The sequence below is a fragment of the Sporosarcina beigongshangi genome, from assembly GCF_033485195.1.
Lineage (GTDB): Bacteria > Bacillota > Bacilli > Bacillales_A > Planococcaceae > Sporosarcina > Sporosarcina beigongshangi.
In genome coordinates, this window is sequence record NZ_JAWLIR010000001.1 from 1 (window position 1) to 24438 (window position 24438).

General features: G+C 42.4%; 20 protein-coding genes. 4 read left to right on the top strand and 16 right to left on the bottom strand.

Features of this window, described 5'->3' with window-relative positions:
• Positions 1 to 575 precede the first annotated feature (575 nt).
• Together R2B77_RS00005 and R2B77_RS00010 are read left to right on the top strand one after the other, a co-directional pair.
• Positions 576 to 752 (top strand): hypothetical protein, encoded by a 177-nt coding sequence (locus R2B77_RS00005; protein ID WP_203248814.1) that lies wholly within the window; start codon positions 576 to 578, stop codon positions 750 to 752.
• A complete protein-coding gene (locus R2B77_RS00010) occupies positions 736 to 1314 on the top strand; it encodes a Fic/DOC family protein (RefSeq protein WP_203248813.1) in 579 nt (192 codons plus the stop codon). Before R2B77_RS00005 ends, R2B77_RS00010 begins: the two co-directional genes overlap by 17 nt.
• Positions 1315 to 1378: 64 nt before the next feature.
• On the opposite strand, the gene R2B77_RS00015 is transcribed toward R2B77_RS00010, so the two are convergent.
• The 3 genes from R2B77_RS00015 to parE form a co-directional block, all read right to left on the bottom strand.
• Complete coding sequence (locus R2B77_RS00015) at positions 1379 to 2596, bottom strand: MFS transporter (protein WP_203248812.1); 1218 nt, start codon at positions 2594 to 2596, stop codon at positions 1379 to 1381.
• Between the two features lie 99 nt (positions 2597 to 2695).
• Positions 2696 to 5125, bottom strand: a complete 2430-nt coding sequence (parC, locus tag R2B77_RS00020; RefSeq protein WP_203248811.1) for a DNA topoisomerase IV subunit A — start codon at positions 5123 to 5125, stop codon at positions 2696 to 2698.
• The gene (parE, locus tag R2B77_RS00025; RefSeq protein WP_203248810.1) at positions 5122 to 7095 is read right to left on the bottom strand and encodes a DNA topoisomerase IV subunit B; all 1974 of its coding nucleotides are present in this window, start codon (positions 7093 to 7095) and stop codon (positions 5122 to 5124) included. The genes parC and parE overlap by 4 nt, the downstream gene beginning before the upstream one ends.
• 296 nt (positions 7096 to 7391) lie before the next feature.
• Here parE and plsY point away from each other — a divergent pair, with 296 nt between their 5' ends.
• Together plsY and R2B77_RS00035 are read left to right on the top strand one after the other, a co-directional pair.
• A complete protein-coding gene (gene plsY / locus R2B77_RS00030) occupies positions 7392 to 7994 on the top strand; it encodes a glycerol-3-phosphate 1-O-acyltransferase PlsY (RefSeq protein WP_203248809.1) in 603 nt (200 codons plus the stop codon).
• Between the two features lie 36 nt (positions 7995 to 8030).
• Complete coding sequence (locus R2B77_RS00035) at positions 8031 to 8324, top strand: HesB/YadR/YfhF family protein (RefSeq protein ID WP_203248808.1); 294 nt, start codon at positions 8031 to 8033, stop codon at positions 8322 to 8324.
• Between the two features lie 22 nt (positions 8325 to 8346).
• Here R2B77_RS00035 and R2B77_RS00040 read toward each other — a convergent pair whose 3' ends face one another.
• The 13 genes from R2B77_RS00040 to acnA all read right to left on the bottom strand — a co-directional run bounded on the left by R2B77_RS00040 (position 8347) and on the right by acnA (position 24250).
• Entirely contained in the window at positions 8347 to 9822 is a 1476-nt protein-coding gene (locus R2B77_RS00040) for an AMP-binding protein (protein WP_203248807.1), read from the bottom strand.
• Between the two features lie 21 nt (positions 9823 to 9843).
• Entirely contained in the window at positions 9844 to 10584 is a 741-nt protein-coding gene (locus R2B77_RS00045) for a glucose 1-dehydrogenase (RefSeq protein ID WP_203248806.1), read from the bottom strand.
• A 4-nt stretch (positions 10585 to 10588) separates the two neighbouring features.
• The gene (gene phaZ, locus R2B77_RS00050; RefSeq protein WP_203248805.1) at positions 10589 to 11476 is read right to left on the bottom strand and encodes an intracellular short-chain-length polyhydroxyalkanoate depolymerase; all 888 of its coding nucleotides are present in this window, start codon (positions 11474 to 11476) and stop codon (positions 10589 to 10591) included.
• A gap of 16 nt (positions 11477 to 11492) precedes the next feature.
• Positions 11493 to 12503, bottom strand: a complete 1011-nt coding sequence (locus tag R2B77_RS00055) for a 3-oxoacyl-ACP synthase (protein WP_203248804.1) — start codon at positions 12501 to 12503, stop codon at positions 11493 to 11495.
• The gene (locus tag R2B77_RS00060) at positions 12503 to 13507 is read right to left on the bottom strand and encodes a branched-chain amino acid ABC transporter permease (protein WP_203248803.1); all 1005 of its coding nucleotides are present in this window, start codon (positions 13505 to 13507) and stop codon (positions 12503 to 12505) included. The genes R2B77_RS00055 and R2B77_RS00060 overlap by 1 nt, the downstream gene beginning before the upstream one ends.
• A gap of 4 nt (positions 13508 to 13511) precedes the next feature.
• Complete coding sequence (locus tag R2B77_RS00065) at positions 13512 to 14372, bottom strand: branched-chain amino acid ABC transporter permease (protein WP_203248802.1); 861 nt, start codon at positions 14370 to 14372, stop codon at positions 13512 to 13514.
• Positions 14373 to 14384: 12 nt separating this feature from the next.
• Positions 14385 to 15092, bottom strand: coding sequence for an ABC transporter ATP-binding protein (locus R2B77_RS00070; RefSeq protein ID WP_203248801.1), 708 nt, complete (start codon positions 15090 to 15092; stop codon positions 14385 to 14387).
• Positions 15070 to 15843: an ABC transporter ATP-binding protein gene (locus R2B77_RS00075; protein WP_203248817.1), complete on the bottom strand. Its 774-nt coding sequence runs from the start codon at positions 15841 to 15843 to the stop codon at positions 15070 to 15072. The genes R2B77_RS00070 and R2B77_RS00075 overlap by 23 nt, the downstream gene beginning before the upstream one ends.
• Positions 15844 to 15987: 144 nt before the next feature.
• The gene (locus R2B77_RS00080; RefSeq protein ID WP_203248800.1) at positions 15988 to 17232 is read right to left on the bottom strand and encodes a substrate-binding domain-containing protein; all 1245 of its coding nucleotides are present in this window, start codon (positions 17230 to 17232) and stop codon (positions 15988 to 15990) included.
• A 137-nt stretch (positions 17233 to 17369) separates the two neighbouring features.
• A complete protein-coding gene (locus R2B77_RS00085) occupies positions 17370 to 20573 on the bottom strand; it encodes a BTAD domain-containing putative transcriptional regulator (RefSeq protein WP_203248799.1) in 3204 nt (1067 codons plus the stop codon).
• A 135-nt stretch (positions 20574 to 20708) separates the two neighbouring features.
• Positions 20709 to 21029, bottom strand: a complete 321-nt coding sequence (locus R2B77_RS00090; protein WP_203248798.1) for a hypothetical protein — start codon at positions 21027 to 21029, stop codon at positions 20709 to 20711.
• Positions 21029 to 21454 (bottom strand): acyl-CoA thioesterase, encoded by a 426-nt coding sequence (locus tag R2B77_RS00095; protein ID WP_203248797.1) that lies wholly within the window; start codon positions 21452 to 21454, stop codon positions 21029 to 21031. Before R2B77_RS00095 ends, R2B77_RS00090 begins: the two co-directional genes overlap by 1 nt.
• A gap of 81 nt (positions 21455 to 21535) precedes the next feature.
• Positions 21536 to 24250 carry an aconitate hydratase AcnA gene (gene acnA, locus R2B77_RS00100; RefSeq protein ID WP_203248796.1) on the bottom strand — a complete coding sequence of 905 codons (2715 nt, stop codon included), beginning with the start codon at positions 24248 to 24250 and terminating at the stop codon, positions 21536 to 21538.
• Between the last annotated feature and the right edge of the window lie 188 nt (positions 24251 to 24438).

Sequence of the window (24438 nt, forward strand, 5' to 3'; positions counted from 1 at the left end):
AGGATATTGACATAGATCCAATTGTTGAAGACCGTACTTATAATAATTCAATCAAATTATTACAACAAGTTTAACACTTGTAATTCTAAATATTTACACCCCTACAACTTTATTGATCCAGAAGATGTTAAATGGCAATCCCCCCTCATTTACTGGTATACATCTTGCCGTTCAGTGGTGAAAAATCACTTTGTTGGTGTCCTTTTACAACAAAACTGTTACGGCAAATTATTGCACCTATTAGCCGAACTTATCACACGCACAGTTTTTTACCAACAACGTGCTAGCGTTGATATACCCCTTCAGTTTTAACTGCCTAACCCAAATGAGATTGCATGACCACATTTCATTTGGGTTAGGAATATTTCGCACCCACAATCGCACCTATAGCCAAAGACCTTTCTGCACATCTATGCTTTCTGGATAACGAAGAAACAATTCTATTCATCAAACCCACTTCGAGTTGAAGCAATACTGTGAATATGTTAGATGATTTAAAAAGTTGAATTTCACACGATTAAGTGGATAAATCCTCCCATTCAGCTTATACTTAGTTATAGAGAGGAGTCGTTTATATGAAGCAAATTCAATTAAATTCTCCTGAATTTAACCGTGTATTAAAAAACATGCAGCTTGAAAATTTAGGTTTAAGTCATTCACTACAACAAAAGGCTCTCGATATCGTCAATTCGGGGATCACTATAACACCAGCTTTGATTAAGGAAGCTTTAGCGAATGGCAAAGTACAATGAATCTGAAAATGAAAATTATCTTTTAAAGACAAATCTGTTAAGTATAACTGATTTTGCTGAGCATGAGCAGGCTGAAGCATTTACGTTTTCAATGCGTGCAACACAAATTGAGCAAAGAGTATACAACATTACTGCTTTTTCGCTTACTGATTTTGTTGGGCTTCACCACCACCTTTTCCAAGATATCTACGCGTTCGCAGGGCAATTCCGAGATGTCCAATTGATGAAAGGTGGCACACGCTTTTGCCAAGTGCAATTCATGGATGAATACGCTTCTGATTTATTTACTTTGCTAAACAACGAACCCACTTGGGACTCTCTTGAGTATGCAGCCAAAAGATTGGCTTATTTCAAATCGGAACTGAATATGCTGCATCCATTTCGCGAAGGCAACGGCCGTACAATCCGCATTTTCTTACAATCCCTTGCAAAACAGAAAGGATTCTTATGGACATACGACAAAATGGATCGCGATCAGTACATGCAAGCCGTGATTCGAGCAGTGACATGTGAAGATTTACTTGAACAGCTACTGCTCAGTACTTTAATTTCAATAGATTAAACACCAACGAACTTCCAAAATGAGGTTCGTTTTTTCTTTTATACCGAAAAACACCGCAGAAAAGTTAAATACTTTCTGCGGTGTTTTTCGGTTGTTCCAATATAATGTTTCTTTTCTTCATCTGAATGAAGAACAATGCTGTCATACTTAAACTGATCAATCCGAACACGATGACCATCGACTGAAGTCCGATAATATCGAGCAATGCACCCGCGGACAATAAAACGACCTGGAACATAACCCGCTCTAACATATTGCGGAACGAGAAAAATCGACCGTGGAACTCTTTGGGCATCTGTTTCTGGAATATAACCATTGCTGTCGGAAAAAAACAACCAAGCGCAAATCCTAGTACGGCAAATGCACTTAGCGTGATTGCCAGGCTTTCCGTAAAAAATAGCATGAATTCTGCTACCGCCACCATACTTGCAAAAGTAAACAGAATGGTCGTTGTTTTCCATTTCGTTGAGATAGATTTCACGACCACTGTCCCAAGCATGAATGCAATTCCTTCAAACGTATAAATTAGCCCTTTGATTGATGCGGAATCCTGGATTTCACTAAGATTGATGACTATCAAGTTGAAGGAACCGATAAAAAGCAACGGAATAAGCGTCATGATGAGCGTCATACCAACGGCTGGATATGCTTTCAACACGGGAAACACTTCCATGAATCCCCCTTTGCTTCCCACTGTTTTCACCTTAGCCTCTCTTCCCACTTCTTCATCGATACGCAACATCATCGTGAAGAATAGAAGTGCACCATAGGCGACCATTGAAATCCAATAAAGAGATGCCAACGACCAATAAACGAGTAAGATACCAGCAAGAGCAGTTCCGATAACGCGCGAAATCGTTGCTACATTCATATGCCAGCCATTCATCGTTAATAGATCATCGTCTTTTACAACGAGTGGAATGGTTGCTTGTAAGGCAGGAAAATAAAATGTTGCAGATAATTGTATACTAATCATGAACGCAACCATCCACCATACCGATCCGGTTGCAATGGCAATTAGCATGAAGATAACACTAAGCATACGCCCCGTTCCTGATATAAGAAGTACGGTTTTCTTCTTTGATTGATCAATGATTTTCCCCGCAAGCGGCCCTGCTATGATTCCCGCAAGGAGTCCAACTGACATAATAAGCGCTTTTACAAAATCAGAAGGAATTTTTTCTTGCATAAATTCAAGATTACCAATAATACCAGTCCATAACCCCAATCCTGCGATCATTTCCCCCACTAAAATGATCCAAATGTTACGATTTCTCCACATGATTCTATCCCCGATCTATTATTTCGCTTATCGAACTATTATAAGTCAGTCTAGAAAAAAAGTCACGGGAATTTTGCACCCGTGACTTGTCTAGTATCCTTATCCAATAGTAGCTTTTGGATCTTTATAAATGTGCGTAATATTACCATCTTTTTTCTCATCCGTTGTCGTACTACCATTAGAGTAGCGATCGACCGGACGTAATGAACCTGCAACGACAGTAAATTTACTGCCCTTATCCGTTACCAATACAACAATCTCATCGGTCGTCACCATTTTAGCTCCAACAACTCGGTAAGGATTTGATTTTAATTCTTTCAGGACAACGACGCCACGTTGCGCACGCGCTGCGCTATCTAGCTCTTTTAAGCCCATTCGTTTCACAGTTCCGCGCTGTGTCGCTAGTAAGATGGAAGATCCGTCATCTTGTGCGAGTTCCATCGCTACTACGTAGTCTTGGTCTTTCAAATTAATACCGCGAACACCTGCTGTACGAATACCCGTAACGGACAGCTCAGTAAGAGGGAAACGGAGTGCATAAGCCTGATGTGTGAACAGAATAACATCCTCTGCCCCTGTAACAAGACGCGCATCTACCATTTGGTCGCCTTCTTTAATGCCCATTGTTTTGAATGTTCTAGAATAACGCTGAACCTGATAGTCTACCAATTTTGATAGTTTAACTGCCCCATTTTTTGATGAAGTCAATATGAACGCATCATCATCAAAGCTTTCCAGTCCAATGGCTGCAATAATCGATTCATTCTGTTCTAGTGCAATGATGCTAGAAATATGCTGACCAAGATCTTTCCACTTAATATCCGGCAATTCATGAACAGGCTGATAGAGATAGTTCCCTGCCGATGTGAACAATAACAGATGATGTCGTGTGTTCATCGGCGCTTCCAACAAGCTATAATCGGATTCCTTCATCTCATAGCCCGTCCCATTTGAAGCGCCATAAGAACGGATACTTGTACGTTTAACATAGCCGTCTTTTGTAACAGAGACCATCACTTCTTCACTCGGTACGAGAATATCGAGGTCGACCTTGATATCTTCGATTTTTTCCTCAATGACCGAACGACGTGGCTCTGCGAATTGCTTGCGAATCGCAATAAGCTCTTTTTGAATAACAGCAGAAAGTTTTTTGTCGCTCTTCAAGATTGCATCCAGCTGGTCAATCAACTTGCGAAGCTCTGCATCCTCTTGCTGTAATTCAGTAATATCTGTATTTGTTAATCTGTAAAGTTGAAGAGAAACAATCGCTTCTGCCTGAATTTCGGAAAATGAAAACTTGGCAATCAAATTATTTTTCGCATCACGTTTATCTTTTGATCCACGAATGGTTTTGATAACTTCATCCAAAATGGACAGAGCCTTCATAAGCCCCTCAACGATATGTAAACGGTCTTGCGCTTTTTGAATGTCGTACTGTGATCTACGTGTCACAACGTCCTTCTGATGCCCGATATAGGCGTCTAGCAACATCGGTAATGACATCAGCTTTGGTCTACGGTCAGAAATAGCAATCATATTGAAGTTATACGTCACTTGTAAGTCCGTGTTTTTCAATAAGTATTGTAAAATACCATTGCCGTCAATGTCTTTTTTCAGTTCAATAACGATACGAAGTCCTGTGCGATCAGATTCATCTCGCACATCTGCGATACCATCCAATTTGCGATCTAGACGGAGCTCGTCCATTTTCTTAACCATATTAGCCTTATTGACGTCATATGGAATTTCCGTCACAACAATTTGCGACTTACCACCTTTTAACGGTTCAATCGCAGTTTTTGCACGGATGATGAAACGTCCTTTGCCCGTTTCGTATGCTGTTTTAATACCGTCTGTCCCTTGGATGATTCCCCCAGTTGGGAAATCGGGTCCTTTAATGACCGTCATGAGTTCATCAACAGAAACGTCCGGATTAGCCATGCGCATTAGCACAGCATCTAAAGTTTCATGTAGTGCATGTGGCGGAATATCCGTTGCATAACCGGCTGAAATACCCGTTGAGCCGTTGACGAGCAAGTTTGGAAAACGAGCTGGTAACACAGTCGGTTCTGGTTCGGTATCATCGAAATTGGGGATGAAATCGACTGTGTTTTTAGTGAGGTCCCGCATCATTTCGCCCGCAATTGCGGATAAACGTGCTTCAGTATAACGCATAGCAGCAGCGGAGTCACCATCGACAGAACCGTTGTTACCGTGCATTTCAATCATCATATGACGCAGCTTCCAGTCTTGACTCATCCTGACCATCGCTTCATAAACGGACGAATCTCCGTGTGGATGATAGTTACCGATTACGTTACCGACCGTTTTAGCAGATTTACGAAATGCTTTTTCATGCGTATTTCCTTCGTGGAACATCGCGTACATAATCCGTCGCTGAACAGGCTTCAACCCGTCCCGTGCGTCCGGTAATGCCCGGTCCTGAATGATATATTTACTATAGCGTCCAAACCGGTCACCAATCACTTCTTCCAAGGGCAGATCCTGGTAACGTTCTTCTAAAGTCATTCAAAGTCCCCCTCGACGTGTAAAAATTCATTGTCCAAAATATTATGCTCTTCCTGCATGCCGAAGTCGACGTTCTCTTCAATCCAACGTCGTCTTGGTTCTACTTTATCGCCCATCAACGTCGTTACACGACGTTCAGATATTGCGTTATCTTCAATCGTTACACGGATAAGCGTGCGTGTTTCGGGATTCATCGTCGTGTCCCATAACTGATCGGCATTCATCTCCCCAAGCCCTTTATAGCGCTGGAGCATATAGCCTTTACCAATTTTTTTCATCGCCTCATCAAGATCAGCTTCTGTCCATGCATAAGCGAGCTTTTCACTCTTACCTGCCCCTTTAAATACCTTGTAGAGAGGTGGTAATGCAATGTATACTTTGCCTGCTTCAATAAGCGGCTTCATATAGCGATAGAAGAATGTCAGTAGCAACACTTGTATATGCGCCCCATCCGTATCGGCATCCGTCATGATAATGACTTTGTCATAGGCAATATCTTCTACCTGGAAGTCAGAGCCTACGCCGCCCCCGATGGCATGAATAATCATATTGATTTCTTCATTTTTCAGTATATCTTCAAGCTTTGCTTTTTCCGTATTAAGTACTTTCCCTCGTAACGGCAGAATTGCCTGGAATACACGATCCCGGCCCTGCTTCGCAGATCCCCCGGCAGAGTCTCCTTCGACAAGGTACAGTTCATTTTTCGCAGCATTTCTCGATTGTGCGGGTGTTAATTTACCCGACAGTAGCGTATCCGAACGTTTCCGCTTCTTCCCAGAACGTGCATCCTCACGTGCTTTACGCGCCGCCTCGCGTGCTTGTTGCGCCCGAATAGCTTTACGAACGAGTGACGCACTCAAATCGGCATTTTCTTCAAGGAAATAAAGCAGCTTCTGGGATACGATGGAGTCTGTGATCCCGCGTGCTTCACTTGTTCCAAGCTTGCCTTTCGTCTGTCCTTCAAATTGCAAAATCTCCTCTGGAATCCGAACAGATACGATTGCCGAAATACCTTCACGGATATCCGAGCCTTCTAGGTTTTTATCCTTTTCTTTCAATAAACCCGTTTTTCTTGCATACTCATTAAAAACGCGTGTCATAGCGGTTTTGGCACCTGTTTCATGTGTTCCACCGTCTTTTGTTCTTACATTATTGACGAACGACAAAATAGTTTCTGAATAGCCATCACTGAATTGGAACGCGAATTCGACTTCAATGCCGTCTGATTCTCCGTCTAAGTAAGCAACAGGATGCAACACATCCTTCTCTTCATTCAGGTAAGAGATAAAGGCTTCAATTCCAGTTTCATAATGAAAAACGTCGTGCTTGTCCGTGCCTTCTTCTTTGAGCTCAATCTTTAGCCCTTTTAACAAGAAAGCAGACTCGCGTAAACGCTCACTTAATGTTTCATATTGATATTTTAACGTAGAAAAGATAGACGGATCTGGTTTGAAATGGATGAGCGTCCCTTTATCACGTGTTGTGCCAATCTGTTCAAGCGTTGTGACAGGTTTACCGCCATGTTCAAAACGTTGACAAAACTTTTTACCGTCACGGAAAATGGTTACTTCCAGCCATTCTGACAATGCGTTGACAACAGATGCTCCAACACCGTGAAGTCCACCACTCGTTTTATAACCACCTTGACCAAATTTTCCGCCTGCATGGAGGACGGTTAAAATAACTTCTACAGTTGGCTTCCCTGTCGCATGAATCCCCGTTGGCATCCCGCGTCCGTAGTCTCGAACACTGACACTACCGTCTGTATGAAGGGTAACGTCCACTTCAGAACCAAACCCTGCTAACGCTTCATCCACTGCATTATCAACGATTTCATAGACTAAGTGATGCAGTCCACGGGAATCGGTAGATCCTATGTACATGCCGGGGCGTTTACGAACTGCGTCAAGACCTTCTAGTACATGAATCGAATCATCATCGTAGTTAAATATTTCCTGTTGTTTCGTCAAATTACGACCTCCATCAAACGAATGTTCTCTTTTATGTAATCGTACTGCTTCCCTAGAAGGTTGTCAAATCAACGTTCCCTGAAGCTTGCTCAATTAATTGTATAGAAGAAGAAGATTTATTGCAATGATGATTAGTTAAATGATGGCTATTTCAACCAGATGTTCACACCTAATTTATATTAATTCGCTCGCTATCCTTTTACTTTGGGGGATGTTTCTCTCACGGAAGCCATTGTGGAGACTACATGATTCTGCTAAACTAGAATTACTATAGAACTATATAAAAGGGGTATAGAATGAACACTATCTTACTGTTACTCATTGCCTATTTACTCGGATCCATCCCGTCAGCACTGTGGGTGGGGCAACTGTTTTACAAGATGGACATCCGCCAGCATGGCAGTGGAAATTTAGGTGCGACGAATACATTTCGTATTTTAGGTAAAAAAGCAGGTATTGCTGTAACGCTACTTGATATTTTAAAAGGAACAGCAGCTGTTTGGTTAGTGGCCTTGCCTCTTTTCGAGCAGACAAACGTTCACCCACTCATTCCAGGTATTATTGCCGTCATTGGCCATATGTATCCTATCTTTGCCCATTTCAAGGGTGGCAAAGCGGTAGCAACCTCAGGCGGCGTGCTGCTAGGCTATAATTGGTTCGTCTTTGTCCTACTTTTCATCACGTTTCTTATCCTTTTGAAAATAACGAAGATGGTATCACTCTCGTCGATGGCTGTAGCTACTGTTGGTGTGCTCTACAGTATCTTTCATTATGTAAGAACTGATGATTTCACGCTACTGATCATGATTGGCTCGTTCGCCATCTTCATCTTCTATCGTCATCGAGCCAATATCGCCCGCATCAAGGCAGGAACCGAGCCAAAAGTGAAGGGATTGTAATACAATAGAGGCAGTAATCGAAAGGTTGGTGCGGGAATGAAAATTGTCTTATCAGCTGAAGCATTAAGCTGGTTTAAAGCAGAAATGGCGGCCGAATCTGGTGATAGCATCAAATTTTTTGCTAGATATGGCGGTGCGAGTCCACTACATGATGGATTTTCACTCGGCGTCAGGATGGAATCCCCAGATGAAGCTGCTGTCCAAACAGAACACGATGGTGTTCAATACTATATTGAGCGTCGAGATGAATGGTATTTCTTAGAGCACGACCTGCATGTTAACGTAGATCCCAAATTAGATGAACTCATTTACTCATATAAAAAAGCGTGAAGGCACAATGCCCCACGCTTTTTTAATGGTTAATCATCCCTTGAAGCGCTTTTTTGTCAATCTTACCGACGTGTGTTTTAGGTAGTTCTGCTAACACGATTATTGTTTTAGGGACTTTATAGGATCCTAAAAACTTTTTGCAATGCTCAGCAATTGCATCGTCATCGATGACATACCCCTCTGCCATGATTATAAATGCAGCGATGACTTCACCCCAGACATCATCCTTTACACCGACGACGGCGGCCTCATCGATTCCTTCGAATAGAACAAGGCATTGTTCGACTTCCTGCGGATATACGTTTTCACCCCCTGAAATTATCAGGTCTTTTTTTCTTCCGACAATATAGTAATCGCCTTCACTGTCGTATTTGGCAAGGTCTCCTGTACGTAACCATCCGTCGACTAGCGCATGTACCGTCTCTAACGGATTTTGCCAGTAATCACTAAAAACATGAGGTCCTTTTATAAATAATTCTCCGACTTCATCTACACGACAAGGCTTCATTTTTTCATTTAATACTTTCACAGAATTGAATAGCATGCTTTTACCAACAGAACCTATTTTCCGACAAGCTTCCTCGTTCGTTATGTAGAAGTTATTTGGGCCAGCTTCTGTCAGACCATAACCTTCTTTGAATTTTAACCCTTTTTGATGAAATGAATGATAAATTGCCTTTGGACAGGGAGCACCACCAGACAAAAAAACTTTCATTGAAGAAAAAGTCGATTGTTTGAAATAAGCAGTTTTGATCATCAACTGATACATTGTTGGGACGAAAAGTGAAATGGTCGCTCCGTACTGATCCGTTGCCATCAATGCTTCCACACCATCAAATGAACTTCCGATGATGACCGTACCACCAGCCATGAGGAGAGGGATGCTTAATGCATTCATGCCACCTGTGTGGAAAAGGGGCATATAATTGATTGTTTTGTCCTCTTCCGTTAATCCCCAGCTAACAATTGTGTTTATTGCATTCCAATTTACCGCATTGGCTGATAGGACGGCCCCTTTTGGTACGCCTGTAGTCCCGCCCGTATAAATAATCATCCATGGATCTTCGCCTATCATCTGCTCCATCTGAAAATCTTGATTGTCTAGGGTGTCAATTGGATGAAGTGCAACGGAATTCGGATAATTTAGTTCATCAATCACCGATTTAAACTGTTCATGAAACAAAAGGGTAACAGGACGGCAATCTTCTAGAAGCGTGACAAGCTCAAAGCGGCTAAGCCGCCAGTTTAGGGGGACATATAGCAAGCCTGTCATTTCACACGCAAACAGGATGGCGAATAGTTCCGGACTATTCGGTGCAACGATTGCAATTCGTTCACCTTTTTTATAACCATTTCGATTAAAAAAAGAGACCCAACCAATAATTCTTTTTTGAAGTGTGGCGTACGTCCAACTTTCTCCAGAATGGACATCAATAAGTGCAGTCCGATTCGAAGAAAGAGCGGCTCTTTTCATGATCCAACCACGTTCTGTGAACATATGACTTCGCCCCTTCGTTAGTTACATCATGATTCCGCCATCGACATGCAAAACGTGACCATGAATATAATCAGATTCTCCACTTGCCAAAAACAAATAAGCATTTGCAATATCACGCGGTTCTCCAAGTCGTTGCAAGGAAACAACGGCTTTCATTTGATTAAGAACTTTTTCTGGCATTTTACTGACCATTGCTGTTGCGGTGAAGCCTGGCGCAACGGCGTTGACATTGATGCCCTTTCGTCCAAATTCTTTCGCCCATGTTTTTGTCATTCCAACGATTGCTGCCTTTGTAGCAGCATAATTTGTCTGTCCAAAGTTACCGTATACACCACTCACTGAAGACGTATTAATGATTTTCCCAGATCCGTTTGTCAGCATATGTGGGACAACCGCTTGCGTACAGTTGAAAACACCCGTTAAATTAACATCGAGAACACGTTGAAAATCAGCTAGATCCATGTTGAGTAGCGTTGCATCTTTTGTAATACCGGCATTATTAATCAAAATATCAATCTTGCCGAAGAGTTTTAGCGTTTTTTCGACTAACTGTGTCACACTCGTACGATCTACGACGTCGACTTGCACAAAAGTGACATCTAGTTCTTTGTCCGTAAATATTGCTTGCTGCTCTCTCCCGGCTGTTTCATCAAAATCGGCCATGATTACGCGTGCGCCCTCTTCTGCAAATCGTTCACATGCCGCGAGACCAATACCATTTGCACCGCCTGTTATAATTGTCGTTTTTCCTGCTAATCGCATATCATCACCCCTGAAGAAAATTTTCGATTGCTTTTTTTAGTTGTTCCAAATCATCGACCAATGGAGAATGACCTGCATCCAATAATCGGATTGACGTTGCATTATCCCCAAGATCCTCTTCAATCTCAAGGGTCATTTGCTCCGTTACAACATAGTCCCGATCCCCTCGCAAAATGAGCACGGGGATGGTAATATCTTTCGCTTGGTTTGTGCCTTCATTTATACCGTTATGTTGGTCACTTATATTAAATAGGTTCAAGGAATGAATGACATCTGCATAGTTTCGTTGTGTCAGCATATCATCGACATACTGTTCATATTTTTTATCGTCTGGCTTGTTATGTGTATAAATGACCGCATTCCAAACTGCTTTCAAACCTTCTCGATTGCGCGTATCGTACATGCCTTGGATGACCAATGTTTTCCCCGCATCCTGTTCAACTTCCTCAATTGTGACCAGACGATGTTGCAAGTCCGGCGAGCCGTCCTCCTTTGTGCCAAAAAAAGGATAACCACGCGTTGAGGCTGAAGCAAGTAGAATAAGCTTTTCACAATAGCCGGGATAATCCGCTTCAAACTGCATGCAGACGGCACCTCCAGTCGACCAACCAATCAAATAGAAATCTTTCAATCCAAGTGAATCAACAAAATCTTTTAAGTCGTCTGAAAAATCTTTGATGCTTGTTACACGGTTGTGGTACGATGATTCTCCGAAACCACGTAAATCTGGGGCATACACTTTATACTTCGTATCCAGCACATCTAAGAGCAAATCCCAATGTTTCGACGATGTCATATTACCATGTACAAGTATGACTGTTTTTTCGCCGCCTGTTCTTTCACGATAGGCAATTTGTTCCTCACTAGGTAAGCGTACTTTTTGAAGATTCATCAGTATTTCTCCCCCTTCAATGTTTTCCCCATTTAACGGTCACTGCTCCCCAAGCATAGCCGATTCCCGCACTAACGAGGACTGCAATATTTCCGTCCGTCAACTTCCCTTCCTTCTCAGCAAGCTCCAACGACAGAATTTGATCGATTTGCCCGATATGACCATATTCGTGTAAGTAGATCGATTGATCCTCATAAAGGCCAAGTTCTTGTAAGACAAAGTCATGTGCAGATTTTTTCATATGCAAAATGGCTAAGTAGTCAATTTGTTGTTCTGAAACCCCACTTTTTTCGAGTGAAGTTCGAATGACTTTCAAGAAATTTTGCATCGACTTCTGTTCCAGGCGCGTTTTCATCCCAACCGGATCGAGTACATCAAGACGATAGAGACCTTGTTGTAAGTCTTCTGGTGTCAAAGGGCTTTTCGTTCCACCAATTGGAACCACAACATCTTCTGAAAAAGAGCCATCTGTCACAATATCCGATTCCAAAATAATGTTTTCCGGATGATTTCGTTTCAAGATCATTGCCGCACCACCTGCCCCTAAGTTAAACATGAAGCGCGTACGTTCGTTTGTATAGTCGATAAAATCGCTATTTCGATAGCCCCCAGCGAGCAGAACAGTTTCTATAGAAGAATCTGACTCCATCATACTTTTCGCAACCCTCATTGCCAGTATTGTCGTTCCGCAGCGTTGTGCGATATCAAAGCCCCATGCATGATAAGCACCGATTTCTTCTTGAATTTTGATAGCAGCGGTCCATAATGGATATTCCTTATGTTCTTCTCCGATATAGATGATCAGATCTATTTTTTTCGGATCGACGTTCCCTTTTCGCAATGCTTCTTGAGCAGCCCACACTCCCATCGCCACCGTATGATCATTTGTACCCGGGATCGGTTTTTGAGTGATGCCCATTTTTGTTTTCACAACATCGACGGGTAATCCAGATTGTGCTGCAATTTCTTCCGCAGTCATAACCGTTTCCGGAATATACACACCTGTACTGACAATTCCGACGGCCATCACAACACCTCCTTCTTCTCATCATTTATCGTTGCTTGTGATTTGCTAGTTGCACGCTTCCATAGTTTTTCACGCACTGTACCAACAACGCCTCTTGGGAAGAAGATGACTGCTAAAATATAGATAATCCCAAAGAAGATGATCCATCGTTCGAAAATGGGATAGTCTTTTGCTAGACCAGATAAATAATGCTGAGCCAATTCAATGATGCCTGCTCCAATAATCGGGCCTATGAGTGTTCCAACCCCACCGATGATTGTCATGAGCAGTGCGTCGAGTGTTATATCCATCGTCAAAACACTCGTATTAACGAAGCGCAGTGAAACTGCATATAACGATCCTGCAAGACTTGCAACGACACCTGCAACGATAGAAGCTATCACTTTATAATGTAATGTATTGAAGCCAAGCGACTTTGTCCGCTGTTCATTTTCCCTTACTGCAACGAGCACTCTCCCTAATGGAGAATTGACAAACCGCCGTAAGAAAATATAGACAAGGACGAGGCAAAGCAATACAACAAAGTAAAACAGCATTCGATCTTTGAAAAACTCAGGTGCTTTGAACGTAAAACCGTCATTGCCATGCGTAAGCGTTCGCCATTTTTCCGCGAGGACTAAAAATAATCCAGAAACAGCCAAAGTGAGCATCGCAAAGAAGTGACTTTTCAACCGCAATGTTAGTAATCCGATAAAAAAACTGATTATGCCTGCAATAATCATTCCTGCTACGATTGACAGAATGAAGACACCCATCGTCGGCTCGATGTTTTTCAGCATAATAGCTGTCGTATAAGCACCCATACCGAAAAACATGGCATGACCGAACGATACGATTCCCGTATATCCAAGTAAGATGTCATAACTCATCGCCAGAATTGAAAAGATGAAAATTTGTGTCAATAAAATCGTCCATGTTCGTGATTCCGATACAAATGGGAACATCACAAGGGCGATGACCATGATACCGAGAAATAGGTTATTCCACTGATATTTCTTCTTCATGCCATCACCCCTTTGCTGTGAAAAGACCTTGCGGACGGAATATTAATACAATCGCCATGAGGATCATATTGACCGCAAGTGATAATGCCGGAACGTAGTACGCCATATAACTCCCTGCAAGACCGACAAGAATAGCCGCAAGCAATGAACCCGGAAAACTTCCCATACCGCCAATGACGACGACAATGAATGCCAAAATCGCAAATTCCATTCCCATCTCCGCGTAGATGACACCGGAGTATGGGGCAAACAGGACTCCGCCCAATGCCGCAAGGGCTGCCCCAGTCATGAAAACAAAGAGAAATACACGCTTAATGTTAATGCCGAGTGCTTGCACCATGTCTTTATTGAGAACGCCCGCACGTACAATCAGTCCGATTTTTGTCTTCTTCAATATGAACTGAAATACACCGAAGATAAGGAAGCCGACCACGATAATGAACAAACGGTATTTAATGATGAGGACATCACCGAATTCCCAACTTCCCGCCAAATAAGGTGGCACTTTCGCGGCAATCTGATTCGGTCCCCACACGACTTTTAACATTTCAGTAAGAACAATCATGAAGCCGAGTGTTATTAGAATTTGCTGGACATGATTGCCATAAACGGGTGTAATAATAAGCTTTTCTGTAATGAAGCCAAGAACGATTCCCGTAGCAATCGCACCTAAAATACCGATGAAAAAGCTTCCAGTAAGTCCATAAAACCAAACACCGGAAAATGCACCCCACGCAAACAGGCCACCGTGTGCAAAATTGAGCACGCTCATTAAGCCAAAAATAAGAGTCAGTCCCGAAGCCAAAAGAAAGATGAGCATGCCCGTTGCTAAACCATTTACCGTTAAGTTAATAAGTAATTCCATCGTGCAGCCCCCTTATCCGATTCCTAAATACTTTCGTTTTACTTCCTCGTTATGGATGAGATCCTTCATCAAACCCGACTGGACTGTCTTCCCGTCATCAATAAGTGTATATGTATCTCCGATTCGGCTCGCCATCATGAAATTTTGCTCAACAAGAACGATTGTTGTGCTCTTTTTCATTTCCAAAATCGCTTCCATTACTTTTTCAATAACGATCGGCGCCAACCCCTTAGAAGGTTCATCGATTAGCAGTAGTTTACTGTCATTAACGAATGCCCTTGCCATGGCCAACATCTGTTTTTGGCCACCTGACAAATGTCCTCCATCCTTTTTCCAAAACGTTTTTAAATCGGGGAAAAGTTTCAAAACATAGTCCTGTCTTTCTAAAGCAGCATTATCTTCTTTTTTCATCGCGACTTTCAAATTTTCCTCCACTGTCAAATCCCCGAAAATCCCCTGATCTTCCGGAACATAACCAATTCCTGCATTCGCAATTTCAAAAGTTGCTTTCTTTGTAATCCCAACCTCATTAAAGATGACACTTCCCTCTGATGCAGGTGTGAGCCCCATGATTGTTTTCAAGGTCGTTGTTTTACCTGCACCGTTTCGGCCGAGTAATACACTGACTTCTCCTACAGGGGCTTCAAAGGAAATACCTTGGAGAATGTGATACTGCCCGATATACGTATGAACATCTTCAACTTTCAATAGGGGTTTCATCGTAAAGCCCTCCTAAGTACGCATTTTGGACTTGTTCATTATCCATGATTTCCTGCGGGCTTCCATCTGCTAGCAGCCTACCGTTGAAAAGTACCATGATTGAATCAGAAAGGTCGAGAATCATATCCATCTTATGTTCAATCAATAAAATCGTTTTCCCGCCTGTATTTTTGATTTGGCGGATGACATCTAATATCGCCGGTACTTCCTCCAAAGACATGCCTGCAGTTGGCTCATCCAAAAGAAGTACTTCCGTATCAAGTGCAAGAAGCATGGCAATTTCTAATTTCCTTTTTTCACCGTGTGACAACTGACTCGCAATTGCGGTTTCTTTTCCAGTCAGCAAGACCAGCTCTAACAGCTGCTCCGCTTTTTCAGTCAATGTCGAATAGCTACTGAAATGTCGCAACAGTTGATAGCGAATTTTTTCTTTCGATTGAACGGCTAGACGGACATTTTCCAACACCGTCAAATTCGGGAAGACATTTGTAATTTGAAATGAACGGCCGATTCCTTTCCGCGTTCTAGAAACTGCAGAAGACTTTGCTAAAGGCTCCCCTTTGAAATAGACCTCGCCTTCTGTCGCTTTCAATTCTCCGCTAATCAAGTTAAAAAATGTTGTTTTTCCCGCTCCGTTCGGACCAATGATCGATTTGAAATGATTGGCGGGCATTTCAAAATTCACATGGTCGACAGCGGTATGACCGCCGAAACGAATCGTCAGGTTTTCAGTTCTTAAAATCGGCTCCATACAATTTGCCCCTTTCTTCCGCCCCTCCCCATTTGATAAATGAATTTCATCAAATGGGGAGGGACAGGTCCTTCTAAATGGACTGTCCCGTCTTTTTTATCTCGACTCCGAGCGCCAGATGCACACGCCTCAGTGCATTTGTTCTTACTTGTCGTTCATAATCGGTGGTTCGGTTTCATCCGGAGAGAGTTCTCGAATAAGGACAGGAACCGGATAATCGACGCCATCTTGTTTTTCAAGTTTAATAGAATACAGTGTTTGTAAGGCTTGGTGATCTTCCGCACGGAAAGTCATCGTCCCTTTTGGCGTTTCGAATGACATCCCTTCCATTAATCCAATTAATTTATTACCATCTGCGTCCCCGTCAGATTTTTTTAACGCCTCTACAATTGCAATAGCTGCCGACATTCCACCAGGTGTGAACAAGTCAGGCACTTCGCCATTAAAGCGTTCTTTATGTTCTTTCACAAGATAGTCATTCACTTCATTGTTCGGTAACGTATGATAATAGACTGTAAACCCTTCCATCCCGACAAGTGGTTCCATAATTGAGAGGGCGGCAATATCTGGGGCACCCGTTGAAATTTTGATGCCCTTTTCTTGCATTTTTAAATCAGCAATCTGATTCCAAGGAGAGTTTGCACCTGCCCATACAACAAACATGTAATCGGGTTTAGCCTCCACGATTTTTTGTAAATTGGATGTAAAATCTGTTGCTGCTGGATCTGCAAATTCTTCAATAATCACTTCGGCACCAAGATCTTCGGCAGCCTTTTTGAAAGCAGCTACCCCGTCCCAACCAAATGAATAATCCGGTGCAAATGTTGCAATTTTGACGCCTGGTTTCGCAATGGCAGCAGCACCAGCCACCGCATCCTGTGAGGAGTTACGAGCCGTCCTAAAAATGAATGGATTGAACTCAGAACCTGTAATACTGTCCGCAACAGCCGGTTCAACAATCATGATTTTCTCGTATTCTTCCGCGAGCGGTAACACAGCGAGCGTGTCTCCTGAACTTGATGACCCGACTAGGAAATCTACTTTATCTTCTTCTAGTAGTTTCGTCGCTTTTTGAACGGCTACTTCAGGTTTCGTTTCTGTATCTTCAAAAACAACCTCTATTTTCTTACCCGCTATTTCCATCGTGCCATTCGTTGCATACTCTAACCCGAGCTCAAAGCCGCGCTGTGTCTGTTTGCCATACGATTCAAGTGCTCCCGTAAGTGAGGCAAGCACTCCGATTTTAATAGTTCCTGCTTCCTCTACGCCTTTATCGCCTCCGTCATCCGGTTTGTCTGTCGAATCTGCTGTACCGCCATCTTTACTACAAGCTGAACTGAAAACCAACATAAGGGCGAATAATGAAACTAACCATGATTTCTTTTTCATGAACAAACCCCTTTCTCTCTCCATTTGTAAACGCTTTCTTGCTGACTATTACTCTACAAGACGGCAGTTACAAATGAGTTACAAAAAGAGACTATCCCACAAGTCGCATCTTTACCGACGTACAGGATAGCCCTTACTCATTGACTCATAATCATCTTATACATCTGCTCTGTCGTCTCCATTGGTTGAATAGCGAGTTCTTCCTTCAAAACTGTTCGACACTTGTTGTACCACTTAACAGCTTGTGGCCTATTTTGAAGCTGGAAGTGAGCGTACATAAGGAGACGGTACGCTTCTTCCCATGTTTGATCAATGCGCAGCAATTTTTCCGCCCAATACACGGTCTTCCCAAATTCGCGTAGCCGTGTATAGGTTTGTGCAAGACGTTCGATGACATCAATATATTGCTGCTCCACTTGTTCTCGCTCTTCAGACAGCCAATCGATAGTTAATTTCCCTTCAAATAGGGGACCTTTATAAAGCGCAACTGCTTTCAATAAATGTTCAACCGCAACAAGTGGAGTATGTTCCAACAAACCTATTTCCTTATATCTCCGGAAAGTATCCAAATCTGTTCGAATATCCGCATCTGGGTTCAAACGGTACATAGATTGTTTACGAATGATGAAAAATGAATTTTCTCTAGCGCTTCGATGCGGCTCTAAGACTTTCAACAATGCATTCAATGCTACTTTGAAATCCCTGTCAGCACTTTTTTCATCAGATATCTCCCAAAGATTACTCATGATTTCTTCTTTCGGGACGTATCTTCCCCTATTGAGCAGTAAGTAGACAAAAAGCTCCTTTGCCTTGTCACGCTGCCAGTTGCGGTCATTTACTTCGTCAAGTCCAAGACGTAGTGTAAACAGCCCCATCAATAAGACTTCAACTTTGTATCCTGGGTGTGCCAAGACGTCTTTCAAATTCAATTGGTCTAGGATCTGTTGGATTTCATCATGCCCATCGTTATTACTTCCCGCTTTAATGAAGAGAGGATAGATCGCCTGCCGATCAAAAGGCGAGAAGATTGTTTCACACGTGAGGAAAAAGAGGTAATCGTGTCGTATACATAATTCGGAAAATAGCTTTGCTTGCTCCAAAAACCGATCGCTTTCTTCCGTTTTATCATATACTGACATAAGCCAGTATAATGTGACCAACTCTCCATACGTGTCACCACATGCTTTAAAAAGGAGATTCGCAACGATTGATTGCTCCTTTGATTCTTCATAGTTCCCAGCATAAAAGTGAACAATTGAAAGGCTAATTCGAATGAGTCCCGAAAGCCATCCGTCACTCACTTTTTCGGTCTCCCGTAAGCCGGCTTCTCCAAATTGAATCGCTTCCGTAAATAATCCTTGCCGCGCCTTCAATAAAGATAACCCCATATACGGTTCTGCATTCCCCCGCGATACATTGAGCTCCTCCATTCGTCCAATCGCTTGCCTATAGTACTGTTCAGGTCCATACAATTCAGTGGGATCTTGAATCATTTTTGCGTGTCCCATTCGAATTCTTCCTACCGCCTCGACGAAACCGGATTTACCTCTTTCCCCAAGTTCAATTCCTCTTGATGCACTTTCCTTAGCAAGTTCAACTTGTCCAGTCATTGAATAGACAAGAGATAGTAGCACATCCGTTTCTCTATGAGAATCTGGCAAAGTCGAATCGTTCGTCATCCGTTTTATAAGAATTGCTTGTGCTTCTTTCAACTTTCCAGTCCGAATAGAAATCCTTGCATCGAGATTTCCTTCTTGAAGAATGCTTTCGTCCAGCTTTTCTTTCTCTACCCAAATTGCTGCTTCTTCAGCTTTTCCGAGATTCACAAGATTTTCTGCAAATTGTCGCTTAAGTCTTTCCATATCTCGGAAACTCGTCTCCGTACTTCTTTGACCGTAGAAAATTGCCTCACGTAAATAAGGCTCTGCCAGTCCAGGCTGTATTGTATCCAAATAAATATGTGCTATACCTGCATTTGCACAGCTTTGAAAATGGCTATCGTTATTCAGCATGGCTAATTGTAGGCAAGCTGTATAGGACTGCCTTGCTTTTTCATAGAATGCCCGATAGCGATGAGCCTCACCTTCATAATAATGAAGAGCATAATAGGTATCGCGCAATGCATTCGGAAGTACTTGAATCGTATCAAGTAGCCAGTCGAATTGGCCTAATTTCACTATTGAAGCACCCATGTCTACTAATTTTTGAGCGACAAATAAATCCTCTCCACTTTTAACAGCATGGTAAATAGCCTGGACTGGATTATTTTCCAAACTATAGTAATCTGCCGCTTTCCTTTGTAAAGCTATAAAGCGATTAGCATCCAATGTATCTCGTTTTTCTTCTAGGAATTGTTGAAATAGCGCATGGTAACGGTATGCTCCATTTTCTCCCAATGGTTGGATAAAAACATGCCGACCAGCAAGCTCCTGTAGTACTCTAATCGCCTCTATGCCGAAAAATTCGTGTACAAGTCGTTCAGAAAATACCGGAAAAATGGAGAATGACAAAAGCCATTTTCTTTGATCCTCCTTCATATTTTTAAAAACCTCGTCCGATAAATAAGAAAACAAATCATGTAATGCAGGTTTCATTGCTGTTATAGAAAGGATTTCAGTTTCCGTTATATGCATTGCCAACAAATTAATCGCAATGGCCCATCCTTCTGTTATTCGAACAATGCTACTTATTTCTTCATCGGATAATAATTTATTGTAATAATCTTCGTAAAAGACGGCTATTTCTTCCTCTGAAAACACCAAATCTTCTTCAGTTATCTCACAAAGCTGTGCAGTCATTTTCAATTTATTAAGGTTTGACCACTTTGGACGGATTCGGGTTGCAATGATCAAGTGGACATGAGGCGGAAGGAATTCTATGATTTTTTCCATCATGTAATTGATGTGAAATACATGATCAACAAGATGGAAATCGTCAATTATTATGACGATTGGTTCACCAATTTTACATAGCTCATTAATGAATAAAGTAACCCATCGGTTAAGGTCTTCTTCTTTCGGGTACATCGAAGGAGTTTCCCAACCATCAAATGACTGACCGAAGTTTGGAATAATTCGTTGGATACTATATCGCAGATACGTAATGAATGGCAGTATGTCATCATCCTCTTCAGTCACGCTATACCAAGAATGTACGGCCCGGGTATCTTTATAATAGGCAGATAAGCCAGAACTTTTCCCATACCCTGCGCCGCTATGCAACAAGGTTAGTTTTGCCTGTTCGGAAATTTTCATTTTTTTTATGAAGGAAGATCTACGCATGTATGTTGAAGTGGGAACTGGAGGAATTAATTTTGATTGAAGCACTAAAGTGTTTGTCATCAGTTTATCACCTTCCAATTTTTCCTTTTCTATAAGTTTAGCATACCAATGTTCTGAATTGGATGATAGATTATGTTGAATAAACGCGGATGTAAAAAAAGCATGAGGCACTTGGCACTCACACTTTTTTATCGTTCAATCCTCAGTTTTATTCTTGAGTAAACCAAATCGTTCAAGCTGATTCGACAAGCCTTCTGCGATCAAAATTTCTCGTTCATGCTTTCCGAATAAATCGAAATGCGGATAATCGTCCCGCAGATCAATCCACTCTGGCTTTAAGCCGTATTGCTTTCCCCACTCTGTTAGCTTGTCCAGATTTGCGCAGCCAGCCTTCGTTACCGTGTTACAACCGGGAAATCGATCATCGACCCAATAATGCGTTAGAAAAGCGACTTGCCCACTCTCGACCGCTTTTTTCCATGCAAGTAGCTCGTTTCGTTTAATGCCGAATGCCATCAGTCAGCCGCTCGACAAATTTCTACGTATTTCGCATCCCATTCAGGCGCAATTTTACGGAGTGAAACGGGTCGGAAGTTCTCTTTTTTGACGACGACGTGTTCTGACGTTGCTGTTGCGGCAAGCTTGCCGTCCGCGTGGAGGATTTCATAGCCATATGTCGTACGCAATCTGCCATGCGATTCAACCCATGTACGAATAATTGCCTTATGCCCATACTTCATGGCCGCCTTATATTGGATAGATAAATCCGTTACAGGTGACAGATAGCCTTCCGCTTCGAGCCCCGCATATGTAAAACCAAGGTCCTCAATCAATTTCGTGCGCCCAATTTCCATCCATACTAAATAGTTAGCATGATAGACAACCCCCATTTGGTCTGTCTCTGCATACCTAATTTCAATTTCTCTTTCACTTATATACACTTGTCTCTCACCTCACTATTCATTATACAAAAAGGACTTAAAAAAAGGTGTCCGAGTGAATCGGACACCTTTTCCAAAAAATTAAGCTTCTTTCATTTTATCACGAAGAACCATTTGTAGGATTCCGCCATGACGGTAGTAGTCAACTTCAACTTCAGAGTCGAAACGTGCAAGCACGTCAAATTCTTTAACAGAACCGTCTGTAGCTGTTGCTGTCACTTTCAAGATGTCGCGTGGTTTTACGCCTTCCGCGATGTTAACGCTGATTGCTTCTTCACCCGTTAGGCCTAGTGTTTCAGCACTATCACCCTTCATGAATTGAAGTGGAAGTACACCCATCATCACAAGGTTTGAACGGTGAATACGCTCATAGCTTTCAGCAATAACTGTTCTGATACCGAGTAGTGATGTCCCTTTCGCAGCCCAGTCACGTGAAGAGCCCATTCCGTAGTCTTTACCTGTAATGATCGCAAGTCCTGTACCGTCTTCTTGGTACTTCATCGCTGCATCATAAATCGGCATGATTTCTTTATTCGGCCAGTAAGTAGTGAAGCCGCCTTCTGTACCTTTTGCAATCTGGTTACGGATACGGATATTCGCGAATGTACCGCGCATCATCACTTCATGGTTCCCACGGCGTGAACCGTAAGAGTTGAAGAAACGTGGGCTAACGCCATTATCTGTCAAGTATTTCCCTGCTGGCGTATCTTTACCGATTGCACCTGCTGGTGAAATATGGTCCGTTGTGATAGAGTCTCCGAATTTACCGATAACACGTAGCCCTGAAAGTGCTTGAATGTCAGCCGGTTCTTTCGCAAGTCCTTCAAAGAACGGTGGGTTTTGAATATATGTCGAGTTTTCATCGAAATCATACAAGGAATCATCTGTTGTTTCGATTGCATTCCATGCTTCGTTTTCTGTGAATACGCGCGCATATTCTTTACGGAATAGTTCAGGTGTAACCGTTGCTTTCACAACGTCCTGTACTTCTTCCGTTGTTGGCCAAATATCTTTAAAGAAGACGTTATTACCTTCTTTGTCTTGACCAATTGGATCTTTATCAAAGTCAATGTCGACAGTTCCAGCCAATGCATAAGCAACAACTAGTGGCGGTGAAGCCAAGTAGTTTGCTTTCACAAGTGGGTGGATACGTCCTTCGAAGTTACGGTTACCTGAAAGGACTGATGACATCAGCATATCGTTGCTTGTAATTGCTTTTTCGATTTCTGGAAGAAGTGGTCCAGAGTTACCGATACAAGTTGTACAGCCGTACCCTACTGTTGTAAATCCGATTTGATCTAGGTAAGCATCAAGACCTGAATCTTGTAGGTAGCCTGTTACAACTTTTGAACCTGGTGCTAATGACGTTTTCACGTAAGCTGGTGGCGTAAGTCCTTTTTCAACAGCTTTTTTCGCAACAAGGCCTGCACCTAACATAACGTATGGGTTAGATGTGTTTGTACATGATGTAATCGCTGCGATAGCTAGGTCACCTGTTTTAAGGTCAACAGTGCGTCCGTCTTCGAAGTTGATTGTAGACGTTTTTTCAAGTTCTTTTGGTGTGAAACCGAAGCCTTGGTTCCCTTCAGGCGCTACAACTGCATCGTTGAATGAGCGTTGCATGTCTGTAAGTGGAATCATATCCTGTGGACGTTTTGGTCCAGCAAGGTTTGCTACGATTTGAGATAAATCGATTTCAACTACTTCTGTGTATGTTGGCTCTTCATTATCCACTGTAAAGAACATATCGTTTTCAACCAAATATTGTTTAACGACTTGGATATTCTCTTCTTCGCGACCTGTTAAGCGCATATAGTTAAGCGCTTCTTCGTCGACTGGGAAGAAACCACAAGTTGCACCGTATTCAGGTGCCATATTAGCAATTGTTGCACGGTCTGCAAGTGGTAATTTACCAACGCCTGGTCCGAAGAACTCAACGAATTTACCAACAACGCCGTGTGCACGAAGTGTTTGTGTAACTTTAAGTGCTAGGTCAGTTGCAGTTGTTCCGTTTGGAAGCTCTCCAACCAATTTAACACCGATAACTTCTGGAATTGGGAAGTAAGAAGGCTGTCCAAGCATACCTGCTTCCGCTTCAATACCGCCAACGCCCCATCCAAGTACACCGATACCGTTGATCATTGTTGTATGTGAATCCGTTCCAACAAGTGTATCTGGGTATGTTTCGAATGTACCATCTGCGTTTTCAATCGCATGGACAACGTTTGCCAAGTACTCAAGGTTAACTTGGTGAACGATACCTGTTGCCGGTGGTACTGCACGGTAGTTATCGTATGCTTTTTGTGCCCAGCTTAGGAACTGATAACGCTCTGCGTTACGCTCGAACTCAAGCTCCATGTTTTTTTGCAATGCATCAAGTGTTCCGTAACGGTCAACTTGTACAGAGTGGTCAATAACTAGGTCAACCGGAATTTCAGGGTTGATTTTGTTAGGATCTCCACCCATTTTCGCCATTGCTGAACGAAGTGCTGCAAGGTCAACGACAACAGGTACACCTGTGAAGTCTTGAAGAATAACACGTGATGGTTTGAATGGTACTTCTGCATCCGCGTCCGCATCTTTGCCCCATTTTGCTAGATTTTCTACGTGTTCGTCTTTGATGACATAACCGTCATGTTGACGTAGTACGGATTCAAGTAGTACTTTTACGGAATAAGGTAGTTTTGAAATGTTTGCGATGCCTGCTTCTTCGAGTGCAGCTAGACGATAATAGTTATACGTCTTGCCATTCAAATCGAAAGATTGACGGCTGTTGTGCAAATTGCTTTTTGCCATTACTGAATTCCTCCTTTTTTCTACTAAAACTGCTGAAAAGGCTGTAAATCAATTACGCCCGGCGTAATTGTGTCCGGATTTTCTCGAAGAGAATTGAAGCTCCACCTAAAAAATCCGTGACATCCACCGGAGGCTTTATCTGTCTTAAGCTGAAGACAAATAAGCAACTTTTCTCTAGTCCATCATAT

Coding starts and splice junctions, on each gene's coding strand:
- plsY (WP_203248809.1), top strand. CDS start 7,392: ATGAACACTATCTTACTGTTACTCATTGCCTATTTACTCGGATCCATC.
- R2B77_RS00005 (WP_203248814.1), top strand. CDS start 576: ATGAAGCAAATTCAATTAAATTCTCCTGAATTTAACCGTGTATTAAAA.
- R2B77_RS00015 (WP_203248812.1), bottom strand. CDS start 2,596: ATGTGGAGAAATCGTAACATTTGGATCATTTTAGTGGGGGAAATGATC.
- phaZ (WP_203248805.1), bottom strand. CDS start 11,476: ATGAATCTTCAAAAAGTACGCTTACCTAGTGAGGAACAAATTGCCTAT.
- R2B77_RS00080 (WP_203248800.1), bottom strand. CDS start 17,232: ATGAAAAAGAAATCATGGTTAGTTTCATTATTCGCCCTTATGTTGGTT.
- R2B77_RS00075 (WP_203248817.1), bottom strand. CDS start 15,843: ATGGAGCCGATTTTAAGAACTGAAAACCTGACGATTCGTTTCGGCGGT.
- R2B77_RS00090 (WP_203248798.1), bottom strand. CDS start 21,029: ATGGCATTCGGCATTAAACGAAACGAGCTACTTGCATGGAAAAAAGCG.
- R2B77_RS00070 (WP_203248801.1), bottom strand. CDS start 15,092: ATGAAACCCCTATTGAAAGTTGAAGATGTTCATACGTATATCGGGCAG.
- parC (WP_203248811.1), bottom strand. CDS start 5,125: ATGACTTTAGAAGAACGTTACCAGGATCTGCCCTTGGAAGAAGTGATT.
- acnA (WP_203248796.1), bottom strand. CDS start 24,250: ATGGCAAAAAGCAATTTGCACAACAGCCGTCAATCTTTCGATTTGAAT.
- R2B77_RS00055 (WP_203248804.1), bottom strand. CDS start 12,503: ATGGCCGTCGGAATTGTCAGTACAGGTGTGTATATTCCGGAAACGGTT.
- R2B77_RS00045 (WP_203248806.1), bottom strand. CDS start 10,584: ATGCGATTAGCAGGAAAAACGACAATTATAACAGGCGGTGCAAATGGT.
- R2B77_RS00035 (WP_203248808.1), top strand. CDS start 8,031: ATGAAAATTGTCTTATCAGCTGAAGCATTAAGCTGGTTTAAAGCAGAA.
- R2B77_RS00085 (WP_203248799.1), bottom strand. CDS start 20,573: ATGACAAACACTTTAGTGCTTCAATCAAAATTAATTCCTCCAGTTCCC.
- R2B77_RS00010 (WP_203248813.1), top strand. CDS start 736: ATGGCAAAGTACAATGAATCTGAAAATGAAAATTATCTTTTAAAGACA.
- R2B77_RS00040 (WP_203248807.1), bottom strand. CDS start 9,822: ATGTTCACAGAACGTGGTTGGATCATGAAAAGAGCCGCTCTTTCTTCG.
- R2B77_RS00060 (WP_203248803.1), bottom strand. CDS start 13,507: ATGAAGAAGAAATATCAGTGGAATAACCTATTTCTCGGTATCATGGTC.
- R2B77_RS00065 (WP_203248802.1), bottom strand. CDS start 14,372: ATGGAATTACTTATTAACTTAACGGTAAATGGTTTAGCAACGGGCATG.